Annotated in this window: 15 protein-coding genes and 1 tRNA gene; 10 read left to right on the top strand and 6 right to left on the bottom strand. The window is 53.3% G+C overall.

Translation table 11 applies throughout. From position 1 onward, the window contains the following. Window positions 1-37: 37 nt before the first annotated feature. From OAN307_RS04085 to OAN307_RS04065, 7 genes are all read left to right on the top strand, one after another. Window positions 38-733, top strand: coding sequence for an ABC transporter ATP-binding protein (locus OAN307_RS04085; RefSeq protein ID WP_015498577.1), 696 nt, complete (start codon window positions 38-40; stop codon window positions 731-733). After that, window positions 675-2,351, top strand: a complete 1,677-nt coding sequence (locus OAN307_RS04080; RefSeq protein ID WP_015498576.1) for a polysaccharide export protein — start codon at window positions 675-677, stop codon at window positions 2,349-2,351. Before OAN307_RS04085 ends, OAN307_RS04080 begins: the two co-directional genes overlap by 59 nt. After that, entirely contained in the window at window positions 2,351-3,184 is an 834-nt protein-coding gene (gene kdsA, locus OAN307_RS04075; RefSeq protein WP_015498575.1) for a 3-deoxy-8-phosphooctulonate synthase, read from the top strand. The genes OAN307_RS04080 and kdsA overlap by 1 nt, the downstream gene beginning before the upstream one ends. Before the next feature lie 160 nt (window positions 3,185-3,344). Continuing rightward, a complete protein-coding gene (locus OAN307_RS30890; RefSeq protein WP_333783196.1) occupies window positions 3,345-3,551 on the top strand; it encodes a BON domain-containing protein in 207 nt (68 codons plus the stop codon). Window positions 3,552-3,588: 37 nt separating this feature from the next. After that, a complete protein-coding gene (locus OAN307_RS30885) occupies window positions 3,589-4,197 on the top strand; it encodes a mechanosensitive ion channel family protein (protein WP_333783195.1) in 609 nt (202 codons plus the stop codon). Further along, on the top strand, window positions 4,160-4,534 hold the full coding sequence (locus tag OAN307_RS30880) for a hypothetical protein (RefSeq protein ID WP_333783194.1): 375 nt from the start codon (window positions 4,160-4,162) through the stop codon (window positions 4,532-4,534). Before OAN307_RS30885 ends, OAN307_RS30880 begins: the two co-directional genes overlap by 38 nt. A 61-nt stretch (window positions 4,535-4,595) precedes the next feature. Continuing rightward, window positions 4,596-4,670: transfer RNA gene (locus OAN307_RS04065), tRNA-Gln, on the top strand. 221 nt (window positions 4,671-4,891) lie between these two features. On the opposite strand, the gene OAN307_RS04060 is transcribed toward OAN307_RS04065, so the two are convergent. From OAN307_RS04060 to OAN307_RS04050, 3 genes are read right to left on the bottom strand one after another with little or no spacing between them, the layout of a single operon-like run. Further along, window positions 4,892-6,568, bottom strand: a complete 1,677-nt coding sequence (locus tag OAN307_RS04060) for a recombinase family protein (protein ID WP_015498574.1) — start codon at window positions 6,566-6,568, stop codon at window positions 4,892-4,894. Then, window positions 6,565-7,002 carry a DUF2924 domain-containing protein gene (locus OAN307_RS04055; protein WP_015498573.1) on the bottom strand — a complete coding sequence of 146 codons (438 nt, stop codon included), beginning with the start codon at window positions 7,000-7,002 and terminating at the stop codon, window positions 6,565-6,567. Before OAN307_RS04055 ends, OAN307_RS04060 begins: the two co-directional genes overlap by 4 nt. Further along, the gene (locus tag OAN307_RS04050) at window positions 7,002-7,313 is read right to left on the bottom strand and encodes a DUF3489 domain-containing protein (protein ID WP_015498572.1); all 312 of its coding nucleotides are present in this window, start codon (window positions 7,311-7,313) and stop codon (window positions 7,002-7,004) included. The genes OAN307_RS04055 and OAN307_RS04050 overlap by 1 nt, the downstream gene beginning before the upstream one ends. 105 nt (window positions 7,314-7,418) lie before the next feature. Here OAN307_RS04050 and OAN307_RS30640 point away from each other — a divergent pair, with 105 nt between their 5' ends. From OAN307_RS30640 to OAN307_RS04040, 3 genes are all read left to right on the top strand, one after another. Further along, complete coding sequence (locus OAN307_RS30640) at window positions 7,419-7,550, top strand: hypothetical protein (protein ID WP_275450635.1); 132 nt, start codon at window positions 7,419-7,421, stop codon at window positions 7,548-7,550. 71 nt (window positions 7,551-7,621) lie between these two features. Beyond that, window positions 7,622-9,811, top strand: a complete 2,190-nt coding sequence (recD2, locus tag OAN307_RS04045) for an SF1B family DNA helicase RecD2 (protein ID WP_015498571.1) — start codon at window positions 7,622-7,624, stop codon at window positions 9,809-9,811. Window positions 9,812-10,321: 510 nt separating this feature from the next. Next, window positions 10,322-11,338 carry an ATP-binding protein gene (locus OAN307_RS04040; RefSeq protein WP_083902908.1) on the top strand — a complete coding sequence of 339 codons (1,017 nt, stop codon included), beginning with the start codon at window positions 10,322-10,324 and terminating at the stop codon, window positions 11,336-11,338. On the opposite strand, the gene OAN307_RS04035 is transcribed toward OAN307_RS04040, so the two are convergent. The 3 genes from OAN307_RS04035 to OAN307_RS04025 all read right to left on the bottom strand — a co-directional run bounded on the left by OAN307_RS04035 (window position 11,276) and on the right by OAN307_RS04025 (window position 14,047). Next, the gene (locus OAN307_RS04035) at window positions 11,276-11,983 is read right to left on the bottom strand and encodes an IS6 family transposase (protein ID WP_015498568.1); all 708 of its coding nucleotides are present in this window, start codon (window positions 11,981-11,983) and stop codon (window positions 11,276-11,278) included. The two genes, OAN307_RS04040 and OAN307_RS04035, sit on opposite strands and share 63 nt — an antisense overlap. A 31-nt stretch (window positions 11,984-12,014) precedes the next feature. Next, complete coding sequence (locus OAN307_RS04030; RefSeq protein ID WP_015498567.1) at window positions 12,015-13,205, bottom strand: site-specific DNA-methyltransferase; 1,191 nt, start codon at window positions 13,203-13,205, stop codon at window positions 12,015-12,017. Window positions 13,206-13,306: 101 nt separating this feature from the next. Next, window positions 13,307-14,047, bottom strand: a complete 741-nt coding sequence (locus tag OAN307_RS04025; protein ID WP_015498566.1) for a hypothetical protein — start codon at window positions 14,045-14,047, stop codon at window positions 13,307-13,309. Between the last annotated feature and the right edge of the window lie 36 nt (window positions 14,048-14,083).

Genomic DNA, 14,083 nt, shown 5'->3' with positions numbered 1-14,083 from the left:
TTTAAAAAAGCCCGACCCGAGGTAGTGAAGACTTTCAATGCTTGAATTTGTGAACGTTAGTAAGTCCTTTTGGACAGGAACCCAGCGCAAGGTTATCCTTGATCGCGCTAGTTTTCGCGTGGAACTGGGTAGTTCTCTAGGCATTCTGGCCCCGAACGGCACGGGCAAGACCACAATCATCAATATGATGGCAGGACTTGAAAAGCCCGACGAAGGCCAAGTGAACCGCGCCTGCCGCGTCTCATTTCCATTGGGCTTTATGGGCGGGGTCGTGAACCGCCACACGGCACGTGAAAACAGCCGCTTTATCGCACGACTTTACGGTCTCGATCCTGATTACGTTGAGGCATTCTGCCGTTGGATGGCCTGCATCGACGAATACTTTGACATGCCTGTGGGCACCTATTCCCAAGGCATGCGGGCGCGTTTCACATTTTCATTGATGCTCAGCCTTGATTTTGACATCTACCTCATTGATGAGGGCATGCCGCAAACGACAGATGGGGAGTTTAACCGCAAGGCGGGACAGGTTCTCAAGGAGAGGTTGGCCGACACGACGGTCATTATTGTCTCCCACCAAGCGGATACGCTTGAAAGATTCGCCCGATCAGCCGCCGTTCTCAAGGACGGTCAGTTGGTCATGTTTGACACCTTGGAAGAAGCGAAACAGGTTTATGACTACGAAACCCAAGGCACAGAGATTCCGGATACGACGCAGTTCGAGCACGGCTAACACCGCCGCCGCTGCGCCCAGTCCGACGCCTTTACAGGCTGCCCCGGCTCCAACATCTGGGCAGCCCTCTTCTCATGGTGCGGCCATAGCGATGCCAAGTGCCGTATCAGGCGCTGTGGACAGCCCCGCCACCGTGTCTTCCGAGAACGACATCGATGCGATCCGCCAAGAAGGTCTGACAGGCCGCCAGTTGCGCATGGCACGACGTGTCGCCCAGAAAAATGGCCTCGCGGTGACGTCTGATTTCGATGCAGTACGCAAGTTGCGCAAGCAGGGTGTGGACCCGTTCCAGCGCGCCAATGTTCTTGACTTGGTCACGCCGAATGATGGTCAAACAAAATTAGCCGCCGGTCAAATGCAGGCCGCAACCGCCAAAATGTCACCTGAGCAGGCGAAAGTGCAACTGCCGCAAACCGTGCAACGCAAGCAGACACTGCCGTCCACAAAGGTTGGTGCAGATGACAACACAGCCGATCGTCGCGCAGGTGAAATTCGCCGCATTCAGAAAGACATCGCCAGACGACGCCGTAGAAACATCGCCGCGCTTATGGGGCGTCTAGCGATGTTTGTGTTCTTGCCTACAATTGCGGCGGGTTATTATTTCTACGTCATAGCGACGCCGATGTATGGCACGCACTCCCAGATGGTTATCAAACAGGCCGAAAGCTCCGGCGGAGGTGGTTTGGGGAGCCTGTTCCAAGGAACCGGCCTAGCAACCCAAACCGACAGCACAACGGTGCAATCCTACATGACATCACTTGAGGCCTTTATCCGCCTCGACGCCGAGCATGGATTTACCGAACATTTCTCGGACCCTGACATCGATTCGATCCAGAGATTGGCCTCCGATGCCAGCCGCGACGATGCTTATAACGTGTTTCTAAACCATATTCAGATTGGCTACGACCCGACCGAAGGTTTCCTGAAAATGGAGGTTATCGCAGCTGACCCTGCGAAAAGCCAAGAGTTTTCCGAAGCGTTGATCAGTTACGCAGAGGAACAGATCAACCTACAAACGCAAAGAGTCCGCCAAGATCAGATGGCCGGTGCCCAAGAAACCTATGCAACCGCAGAAACCCGTCGCGTCGCCGCTCTCGACGAACTTGTGCGCATCCAAGAAGAAGTGCAACAAACCGACCCCCTCGCCCAATCCGCCGCCCTACAACAGCGGATCACGACGCTTGAAATTCGGCTTGACGATGAACGCCTGAACCTTGCCAGTCTTTTGGAAAACCGCCGCCCGAACGAAGCGTCCGTGAACGCTGGGGAGTCTGAGATCGGGCGTCTTGAAGATCAAATCGCGCTGATGCGCGGTGAATTGTCTGGCGGCAACGGTGGATCGCTTGTTTCCAACAACGCCCGCCTGCGGCAGGCCGAAGAAAACTATGTCTTTCAGGTCACCAATGTTCAGGCCACGCTTATGCAGATGGACACCGCACGGATTGAAGCAACGCGACAGAGCCTTTATTTGACTATTTCGGTGCCCCCCATCGCGCCAGACACGGCGAGCTATCCAAAAGCGTTTGAAAACACAGTCTTGGCGTTCCTTATCTTCTCAGGCGTCTATCTGATGATTTCGCTCACAGTATCCATCCTTCGCGAACAGGTAAGCTCTTGATGAAAGACGTACAAATTGGGTCGATCACGGCCTCCAACGATCGCCCTTTGACGGTTATCGCAGGTCCGTGCCAACTAGAATCCTTGGCCCATGCCCGTATGATTGCAGAACAGATGGCGAAGGTCTGTGACGCCCACGGTGCGCAGTTTGTGTTCAAAGGCAGTTATGACAAGGCCAATCGCACGTCGCTTTCGGGCAGGCGTGGGCTGGGCATAGACGAAGGCCTGGCAATCCACGCCGCAATCAAAGCTGAATTTGGCTGCCCAGTACTGACCGACATCCACACCGCCAATCAATGCGCCCCAGTGGCTGAGGTCGTTGATATCCTGCAAATTCCCGCGTTCCTCTGTCGCCAGACTGATCTGTTGTTAGCGGCCGGCGAAACAGGTGCCGCGGTAAACATCAAAAAGGGTCAATTCCTTGCGCCGTGGGACATGGCCAATGTCGTTTCCAAAGTTGAATCCACGGGCAACACCCGCATCCTATTGACCGAACGCGGCGTCTCGTTTGGCTATAACGCTCTGGTGACGGACATGCGCTCTTTGCCTGAAATGATGAAAACCGGATACCCGGTGGTGATGGACGCAACGCACGCCGTCGCCCAACCTGGCGGCCTTGGCGGTTCAAGCGGTGGACAGCGTGAATTCGCGCCCGTTCTGGCCCGAGCTGCTGTGGCCGTTGGCATCGGTGCGGTGTTCTTGGAAACCCACGAAAACCCTGACAATGCGCCGTCAGACGGACCCAACATGATTGCGCTGCGCGACATGGACGGAGTCCTCAAAACGCTGATGGCGCTCGACTTAGTCGCAAAGGCTGACCCTATTCGTCTTTAAGGTGGGCCGTTTTTTGGCGATCAGCCTTTAAGCTGGGTCGCCACTAGCGTCGCCCTCATGTTCCGCCTAAGATTACTTTATCTATTTAAAACGGCGATCTATTGCGCATATTCTTCGGCTCCTGACTTTTATTTTCCTTTTGCTTCCAACCCTGCCCGCAGTGGCGCAAGAAGCTCCGACAGGAACCGTCTCAAACAATCAAACCGGCGAACAAGACGCAAGCATTGCGGTGCGCATCCGTAAGATCCTTGCGGAATTGGGCAATTACGAAGACGTCACTGTGACGGTTTCAGACGGTGTTGTGACCTTGCGTGGAACGCCCGCAGATCGAAGCGCAAGACCTCGACGCTCTGGTGACGCGCGTTGAGGGCGTCATGAACCGAATGGAACAATTGGTGATCTAGTTGCCCCTGGCGCTGATCGCGCTGACAGTCTTTTTGATCATCACATGGATCGGCAGACTGGTGTCCCGATTGCGCAATCCGTGGAATCGTATGGCACCCAACGCTGTCATCGCTGATCTGTTTCGCACTTTGGTGATGATCGTTTTCGTAATAGCGGCCATCTTCATCGCGCTTGATATTATAAACGCCACGGCCCTGTTATCAACGATCCTTGGTGCGGCAGGTCTGATCGGTTTGGCCATTGCTTTTGCCGTCCGCGATACAGTCAAAAATGTCATCGCGTCCGTGATGCTGTGCATCCACCAAGCGTTCCATCCCAACGACGTGGTCGAAATCAATGGCGATCAAGGCAAAGTCATCCGTCTGACCAGACGCGCCACAATTCTGCTGAGCTTTGATGGCAATCACATCCGTATTCCCAACTCGACCGTCTTCAAGTCGCACATCATCAATTTCAGCCAAAATCGCGAACGCCACTTCATGTTCACAATGACAATCGACAGCACTGCTGATCTGGGCATAGCCCGTGAACTTGCCGTCACAACCGTGCAGAACCTGCCGTTCGTGACGAATGCCTACCCCCGCATATGCGTGGCTTGGCGACATTAACAATGCGGGGATGGAAGTTGTGGTCGTAGGTTGGATAGACCAGACTGAAACCTCGATGACGTTGGCCCGTAGCGAGACGTTGCGCCGTGTCAAACGCGCGATCTTGGCGTCCGGCGTGACGTTCCCAAACGTCACTTACACGATAGAAGGCACCAGTTTGGGCAATCAGCCAAACGCCGTAGAGCCGAAATCCCTGCACCCCGCCAGGCCACGAGACGATGTGAAAATCGCCACCGTCATCGCCCAAGCCGAAGGCTCACTTGAACGCATGATCGACACCGAGCGCGAGATCGGGATCGGCGAAGACCTGTTGCGCAATGATGCCGCCAAGGAATAGCAAAATTATCCCTTTTCAGGGTTGATCACTTGTTGGGATTTGCGTATCTCCACGACGCTGATGGGGTGTAGCCAAGTGGTAAGGCAACGCTTTTTGGTAGCGTGTACCGTAGGTTCGAATCCTACCACCCCAGCCAGCATTCCCAACATATTGATAACAATGTATAATAATGCAAATTAGCGCCACCATTCGGGACCATTTCGAGGTGCCTAAATACCCCAGACTGAAGATTAGCGCACATACCGGCAGAATCTACCGAAAGTCTGGAAACCGCTTTTCGACGGTAGCAGTTTGGCGGAATGTGTTGGTAAGGTAAATTGTTTGTTTGCAGTCGCTTAGGCGCGTCTGCTCGACCATTCAGAGTACCCTGAACAGGTCCCGCTGCTCGTTCCACATTGGTGAGAACGCGTGGGATTTCAGCCAATGAGATGTAAGACCAACTGGCTGTCCCCCGTCCCAAACATCTCGAATAATGTCAGGAGCCAAAAACGCCAGTTCAACAAGATGCTGAACGCGTCGTTTCGAGGCACCCTCCGCTTCGGCAATTTCCGTATAGGTTTTGCCAGCTCGGATCATGTCAAAGTATCGATGCGCCAACGCAATATTTTTAAACAGCGTTTCATCGCGCGGTCCCGTTGCATCAGCTAGAATGAGTTTGGTCTCAACGCCACGCTTGCGGTGGCGGACGTCAGTCTGGAGATTCAGATGGTCTTCTGAGATCCGCTTCAGGCCGACTGTCAGATGTTCAGCGATCGCTGCCGCGGCAATTGAGACTTGGATATTCCCTGGCCCGATTTGAACGCGTTCAATTAAAGAGAGAAGGATCCAGTTTGCCCGCTCATCAGTGTTGCCATCGTCTTTGCCCAATTCCGTCATCTGCTTTGCGATCAGTGCGATCTCTTCAGTTGTCGCAAGGCTGACAAGATTGGCTTGCACAGCAGGAACACTCAGATGCTTTTTGACCAGATCGGCGACAAGAGTCTCAAGTTCAGGCGCTGGCAACCGCCATCCACTTGGATCTTTCGGACCAGAGCTGCGGATCAGACGATGCGATACATAGTAGCGAAGCCTGCGACCCTTTCCTGTCTTGGTATGGCTGGGCGTCAGCCGATCACCAGTTTCATCAAACAACTTTCCAGCCAGCAGCGACACCTGCTTTTTCTGACCATCACGGGGACTGCCTGCTTGCGAGCGCGACCTGACAGCACCTACCTTTAGCTGTTCCTGCAACGCATCCCAATCAGTGGGATCAATGAGAGCCGGGTGTTGGCCAGGCCAGACCTTCGTCTTGTGTCGGATACGGCCTGCGTAGATCGGGTTGCTCAGGATATGATGGACATGTCCGAAGCCGAACGCTGTTCCACCTTTCAGCCGACCGGACGATAATGTGCGGATGGCCGTCTTCAGACCGCGCTTGTCAGCTTCGGTTTTGACGATCCGAACGTTGCGGTGCCTTTTGTAGAGGTCGTAGATTGTTCGGATTGTAGGAGCGTCTGCCTCACTGATTTTTAGCGTTCTTCCATCAGGCTCATAGCCCAAGGGCACATTGCCACCCATCCACAGCCCCTTTCGTTTGGAGGCCGCAATCTTGTCCCTGATACGCTCTGCCGTCACTTCACGTTCAAACTGCGCAAAGCTCAGCAGCATGTTCAAGGTCAGCCGCCCCATGCTGGTCGCTGTGTTGAACGACTGGGTCACTGACACAAAGGACGCCCCTGCTGCGTCCAGCACATCAACGATCTTCGAGAAGTCCGCCAGTGACCGCGTCAGCCGGTCGATCTTGTAGACGATGATCTGGTCCACATACCCGTCCCGCATGTCCTGCATCAGGCGTTGAAGCGCGGCGCGCTCCAGCGATCCGCCTGATAGGCCTCCATCGTCGTAGGCCGTTGGCAACAACACCCAGCCCTCATGTTTCTGGCTGGCGACGTAGGACGCACAGGCCTCGCGCTGCGCATCCAGCGAGTTGAACTCTTGCTCCAGACCATCCTCAGAGGACTTACGGGTATAAATGGCGCAGCGGATCTTCTTCATGCCAGGCTCCCGGCAGCTTTTACAAGACCGAAGAACCGAGGTCCCGACCAACTTGTTCCGGTAATGTGCAGGGCAATGGCCGAGAGCGACTTAAACCGCTCACCATTCATTATGTATCCGTCGTCACCAACATCGACCTGATACCTGCGACCGTTCCATTCTCGAACAAGCTGCGTCCCAGCGCGGATCGCTGGCGCAGGTCCTCGTACACGCTTGCCACCTGCCGCAGCCTTTAAGGCACGTTTAAGATCCGCTGGAAGCCCCGCTGACCTGCGGCACTGAGCATCCCAGATCAGCGCCTTGCGCATAAAGATCATTGATAGAAAGTGCGGCGGTGCTTCCCCAAAGGCCGCCCCCCAAGTGACCCGGAGGGTGGAGCGATCCATGTCCTCCAGCTCCACCCATCGCGACGCGATGACAGCATCACTCGCCATCAAACCACATCCGTCTTGGCGGTGAGTTTGGGCGCGGGCATGATATGGTATCGCAGAGGCTTCCCATTTCCAGCTTTAAGCGAAGTAATCTCATAGCCAGCCTTGCGCAGGCCTGTCAGTGCCGCCCGTGTCGTATGTGGCAACCAGCCAAACTTTTCGCTGATGGCGGCAACATCTCCCCCCGCCTTTCGACTCAACATCTGGATCAACTGGGCTTTCTTGGTCGTGCCACCGCACCGCGCCTCCCGTTTGATTTTTCCAGCCACGGGTGAAATGCCACTTGAAGTGCCTGGTTTTGGTTGCTGTGTCATGAGTTTTCTCCTGTTCAGAACGCATGGAACCGAAATGGTCCTGCTACTGAGCGCAGCCCGGAAATCCGGGTGGAGAAACTGGCACACCCAAGCGGGTGGGTCGCAATGACAGTACCGCTCTGGTCGTCTTCGAAGTCCAGCGGAAATGCCCAAGTCTCGCCAAAGACGCTGAACAATATCAAGCTTTATCAAAAGATCGATCGATCGTTCGATCCTGATGTAATCATTGAGGCATAAACGATCCGATCCCTAGCTTAACTATCGGCCATTGTTGCTAAAACTGAGTATTTCAGTCCAAATGAAATTGAATGAAACAATCAGCCGAAAATTCAAAGCAGGAAGTTCTCGCCGGTCTGGTTGAGCGCGTAACCTTCCACAGTCTTGAGAGTGGCTTTTGCGTGCTGCGCCTAAAGGCTCGTGGCCACCGAGACCTGGTCACGACCATAGGGCACGCAGCAATGATTTCGGCCGGGGAATGGGTCACGGCTTCCGGTGATTGGATAAATGACCGCGATCATGGCCTACAGTTCAAGGCCAGGTTTCTCAGGACATCCGCACCATCATCGCTGGAGGGGATCGAGAAGTATCTTGGCTCCGGCATGATCCGCGGTATCGGGCCTGTCTACGCCAAGCGCATGGTCAAGAAATTCGGCAAGGACGTATTTGATCTGATCGAGGCCGAACCCGAGCGGTTACGGGAGGTCGAGGGTATTGGGCCGAAGCGGGCCGACAAGATTACCTCGGCCTGGGCTGATCAGAAAGTGATCCGCGAGATAATGGTCTTTCTGCATGAGCATAGCGTTGGCACCGCTCGCGCCGTGCGCATCTTTAAAACCTACGGTACCGACGCGGTACAGGTTATGAGTGAGAACCCTTATCAACTGGCACGTGACATTCGCGGCATCGGGTTCCGGACGGCGGACATGATCGCCGAAAAGCTTGGGATCGAGAAAACTGCCATGATCCGGGTGCGGGCAGGCATTTCGTATGCCCTCACCGAGGCCATGGGCAACGGGCATTGTGGCTTGCCGCGACAAGAACTGATACCACTAGCGATCAAGCTGCTCGATGTTCCAGATGAGCTGATACATACAGCGATTGAGTTTGAAATAACTGATGGAACGGTAACAGCTGACACGGTTTCCGATACGCCTTGTGTGTTTTTGAGCGGGCTATATCACGCGGAGAAGGGCATCGCAGGCCGGTTCCGTGCTTTGATCTCAGGTTCTTTGCCTTGGCCAAAAATAGATGCCGATAAGGCGCTGCCTTGGGTAGAAAAGAAAACTGGTTTGGCTCTCGCTGAGAGTCAGGTGGAGGCCATTCGGCTTGCACTTTGCTCAAAGGTCACGGTGATCACTGGTGGCCCTGGTGTCGGCAAAACCACCATCGTCAATTCGATCCTGCAAATCCTGGCTGCCAAAGCAGTGACACTGTTGCTGTGCGCCCCGACCGGGCGGGCAGCAAAACGAATGAAAGAAGCAACCGGGATGGAGGCCAAAACCATCCACCGCCTTTTGGAGATCGACCCTAATTCCTTTGGTTTTAAACGAAACGAAGAAAACCCGCTCGAATGCGATCTTCTAGTGATTGATGAAAGCTCGATGGTTGATGTCTCGTTGATGCAGTCCCTCCTCAGGGCTGTTCCAGATCACGCTGCTGTCCTGATCGTCGGTGACATTGATCAATTGCCCTCAGTCGGGCCGGGGCAAGTGCTGGCTGATATTATTGGATCAAATGCAATTCCAATCGTGCGCCTGACAGAAGTGTTCAGGCAGGCCGCCAAAAGCCGGATCATTACCAATGCCCACTTGATCAACAAGGGCAAGACACCAGACCTCAGCACGCCAGACAGCGAAACAGATTTCTACTTCGTACCCGCCGAGGATCCTGAGCAAGCCGTGAGCCGCATTATTACCCTCGTACAGTCGCGCATTCCCAAACGCTTCGGCCTTGACCCCATTCGCGACATCCAAGTCCTCTGCCCGATGAACCGAAGCGGCGTCGGTGCGCGTTCACTCAACATCGAACTCCAGGCTGCCTTGAACACCCCGGGAGAAAACAAGGTTGAGCGTTTCGGCTCGACCTTCGCGCCCGGTGACAAGGTCATGCAAATCGAGAACGACTATGACAAAGAAGTCTACAATGGGGACATCGGTTATGTTGAATCCGTCGATGTCAACGAAGGCGAACTAACTGCCAGTTTTGATGGCCGCGCGGTGAGTTACCTGTTCGGTGAACTCGATACACTGGTTCTCGCTTATGCCGCGACGATTCACAAAAGCCAGGGCTCTGAGTACCCTGCCGTCGTTATCCCTGTGCTGACTCAGCATTACGTCATGCTGCAACGTAACCTGCTCTACACAGGGATCACCCGCGGTAAACGGCTGGTGGTCCTCGTCGGCCAGCGCAAGGCCGTCGCCATCGCTGTAAAGAACGTATCGGGTCGGCAGCGCTGGTCCAAGCTGAACGAATGGCTGGTAGAGGGCGAAGGCACATGACCAAACTTTGGAAGGCTTTATATTAAGTCACTGACAATAAACGTTTATTGTTCTTGCATCAAAAGATGTACCGTAAATTCGAATCCTACCACCTCAGCCAGCACTCCTAACATATTGTTAACAATGGATAATAACTATATTAGCGTCGTGTTTTCAGGATATTCCGAGGTGTCAGAATACCCCATACTGCAATATAGCGGCCATTCTGGCAGAATCTGCCAAAAGTCTGGGAACCGCCTTTCGACGGTAGCAGTTTGGCGTTTGAGGATGGTGATTTTGTTTGACTGTAAGCAATGGCTTAGAGTCATCATCGTCACTTATCAGAGCGCCTTGAACATATCCCTTTGCGCGTTCCACATGGGTGAGAACGCGTGGGATTTCAACCAATGCGATGTCAGGCCAACTGGCTGCCCGCCTTACGTCGGTAATGAAAATTATTTGAAGAGATGCCGAAACTTGTCTCTTGTTTATTAATATACAGTGAATACGTTAATAATCAGCTGAGTTAGGTTGGTTAAATCAAACTCCAAATTTAAGGTGATTTTTTGTTTGAGCCAATTTTTGCGGCATGCCGACGCCACACCATTTGCGTCCTCGTTGATCGAAGGTCTAAGAGATTTTGGGTACAGCCTTGAAACGTCCCTCGCTGATATCGTGGATAATTCAATAACTGCGCGCGCTCAAAGGGTCGATATACTTGCAAACACTACAGGCGAGCATCCGTGGATCGCCGTTGTTGATGACGGCATTGGCATGTCAGAACACGCTCTTGTAGACGCAATGCGCCCCGGGTCTAGAAACCCCAAGGAGGAGCGCCTCGAAGACGACTTAGGGCGCTTTGGTCTTGGGTTGAAAAGTGCCAGTTTTGCTCAAGCTCGTATGCTTTCCGTCTATTCACGGTTCGAGAATGAAAGTGTCTGCGCTACTTGGGATTTAGATGAGGTAGCGAAGTCCAACGCATGGCGAATCTCACTTCAGGACGCCTTCACGCATCCAGCGATTGAAGGTATGAACGGAGCGAGCGTTACCGCGGTAATCTGGCGAAAGTTGGATCGCCTCGATGGTGGATACCAGAATAGCGCAGCGGATCGTGCACGTACAATCAATGCAGCACTTTCACAAGCAGAACAACATCTACGACTTGTTTTTCATCGCTTCATGGAAGGTAAGCGTCCACGACTAAAGCTATTCCTAAATGGTCGACTGCTCGCCCCCATTGATCCATTTTCAGAGAGCAATCCAGCGACCCAGTTTGATCAGCCTGACGATTTACCCCTTTCAAAAGGGCTTGTGGGAATCAGGTGCGTAACCCTTCCCCATCATAAGAAAATGTCAAAGATAGCTTGGGACGAAACCGGAGGTCCTGACGGGCACCTTAAGTCACAAGGCCTTTATATTTATCGTGCTGACCGGTGCTGTCAGACAAAAGCGAACCAGTCTCATTTTTCCAGGGACCTCAATCCGTTAGGCTACGCCAAGACCACGCCACTCGGTAAGAGCAGCGGCGCGGTTCAGCTTGAAATTTGATCTGTTGTAGAGATGGCGCTCTTGGTTGAAATGGTTGTGAACAGAAGCGTGGACGGATACGAATTTCTGCAAACTTCGTATCCGCCTAAATCGAAGCATGGCTCGCTCTCTTCGTCTAAATGGCTGGTGTGAATTCTCGGCTCGATTGTTGAGCCAGCGGCCAGTCTCCTGTTTGTCCATATTGCCGATCACCTTCATCGCCGCGCCGTAGGAACGTAGCTTGTCGGTAACGAAGACATCTGCGCTACCATAGCGTTTCATGGTTTTCCTGAGGAATTTGAAGGCTGCTTTGCGATCACGGCGCTTAGTGACAAAGCTTTCCAGGACTTCCCCTTCGTGATCCACAGCCCGCCAAAGGTAGTGCGTTTCGCCGTTGATCTTCACGAACCCCTCATCCAAGTGCCCCTGCCAATTTGAATATGCGCGCATCTGACTGACCCTTTTCTTGCGGATCTCAGCGGCAAACAGCGGGCCAAATCTGTTCCACCAAAATCGAACCGTCTCATAGCTGATGTCGATGCCGCGTTCGTGCAACAGATTCTCCACGTTCCGAAGCGATAACGGGAAACGGACATACATCATCACGGCCAGACGGATGATCTCGGGGCTCGTCTTGAAGTAGCGAAAAGGGCTGCGTTTTGTCATCCACAGAAGCTAATTCCTCACCCTGCCCGCCTCAACAAGTTTTCTTCTGACAGTGCCGCCCGGACTGTTCAGCTGCGATCAACGTCGCCCCACCGCCCAGGAAAGGATCAAGCACAACCTCGCCGCGTTTGGTCACATCAAGAATAGCGTCTTTGACCATGGCGACTGGCTTTGCCGTTGGGTGGGCTGAAAGTTCTTCCATCCGACCTTCTCGAAAGGTGTTAACACCCGCGTAAGTCCAGACATTCGTGCGGTTGCGTCCAAAGCGGCCAAGCTGCACATTGTTGCGGTGCTGCGCTTTGCCCTTACGGAAGACAAAAACAAGCTCATGCTGCGACCTATAAAGCGATCCCATCCCACCATTGGTTTTCGCCCAAACGCATAAGTTGAGATATGCATCGAATGCCCGCTGCCCCGCCTCGAGCAACTCGCCCATGTGGCGCCAGTCCATACAGACAAACGAAATGGCACCATCGCGGCAAGAATGGGCGGTGTTAGCAAGAACCTCATCCAGAAAGGCGGCAAAACCAGACCGGGTCATTTCTCCACTTGCCTCATGGAATTCGCGGTGGCAGGCCTTGCCCTTGCCGGACACATGCCCAACGATTGGGACATTGTAGGGTGGGTCGGTAAAAACCATTGCCGCCTTGCCATCACCGACGAGCGCCACGAAGTCGTCCGCACTGCGCGCATCACCGCAGAAGATCCGGTGCTTTCCAAGGAGCCACAGGTCGCCACGTCGAGTCACAACCGGCATGTCTTCGTTAGGAACAGGTGCAGTCTCAACTTCTTCTGCCCCGCGAACCTGTGCATCCCCGATAATGATGTCGATATCGGCGACCTCAAACCCGGTCAGCTCCATGTCAAACTCTAGATCCATCGACGACAAATCCACCAATTCATTTGCAAGCAGGTCCATGTCCCAGCTGGCATTAAGTGCGATCTTATTGTCAGCCAACATGAGTGCACGTTTCTGGGTTTCCGCTAGATGCTCGAGCACAATGATTGGAACCGTTTCAAGCCCCAAAGATTTGGCTGCCGACAACCGTCCGTGACCGGCGATCAGCACACCAGCCTCGTCGACCAGCAACGGATTTGCAAATCCGAATGCCTCGATGCTATCTTTGATCTGCTTGAGCTGGCGCTTGTCATGCGTCCGAGCGTTGCGCGGATTAACCGCCACCTCAGATAATGGACGATAAGAAATAGTCAGTTTTTTCATTTTCATAGCCTTTATGCTTTTACACACCGACTATGGAATTTAGCTACCACCCCTGGCGACGGAGAAGTAATCATCATTATCGTGGATTACTTCTCCCGCGATTATTCTTTGGGTTGGGAGTGACGTTTTTTGAGAACTTTACCAACTATACCAGAGAGGTTAAGACTACTGAGCCGCACGCCTTTTGCTTCGATCTTGGCGTCTGCGATACTCGCCATTTTTCTACAAAGTTCCAAAAATGGATCATATTGCCGATCTCGTCCGTTGTGATTTATTGGCGGCTTGCCGTGGTAGATCTCCCAACAGTCCGCCAACCTTTCCACCATGATCCTCAATGCCATATAGTTCGGGCCCGACGTAGCCAGTCCTTCTGCAGAGTGTGCTGCAAAAATCAGTGTTTCAATTGGCTGCTGGATCTGCTTCTCGAGTTCACGCAAGCCAACGCGTGCGTTGTTATCGTCCTTCTTAGCGAATTTATTCAGATATTGGTCAAGCCAGCTTTTGGTCATTGGATCCAGTCCTGCAAGCTGCGCGTCAAGCTTTGCGCAGGCTTTCTCTACCTGCTTCATTTCTCGCTTAATAATAGTTGACGGCTTTGGTGCCTTTTGGAGGACGCCTTCTTCCTCACGAAATCCCTCATCCAAGACCATAACCATAAAGACCTGAAACTGCACTTTAATCGAGGAGCGCAGTTCTGGGTCTTTGGCGGTTTTCAACGCACCAAAATAATCCAATACATGATCGAGTTCGGGTTCCGTCAGGGTCTGTTCAAGATCACCAGACCAATAAGCTTTCCGCGGTTTGAGACCATCACGATCCGTGTCTTTTGCATCCTCGTTCATTTGCCGCGCTCCTATTCTGGAAATCCCATTGCATGG

This window comes from Octadecabacter antarcticus 307 (assembly GCF_000155675.2).
GTDB lineage: Bacteria > Pseudomonadota > Alphaproteobacteria > Rhodobacterales > Rhodobacteraceae > Octadecabacter > Octadecabacter antarcticus.
This window is presented reverse-complemented; position numbering and strand designations above follow the sequence as displayed.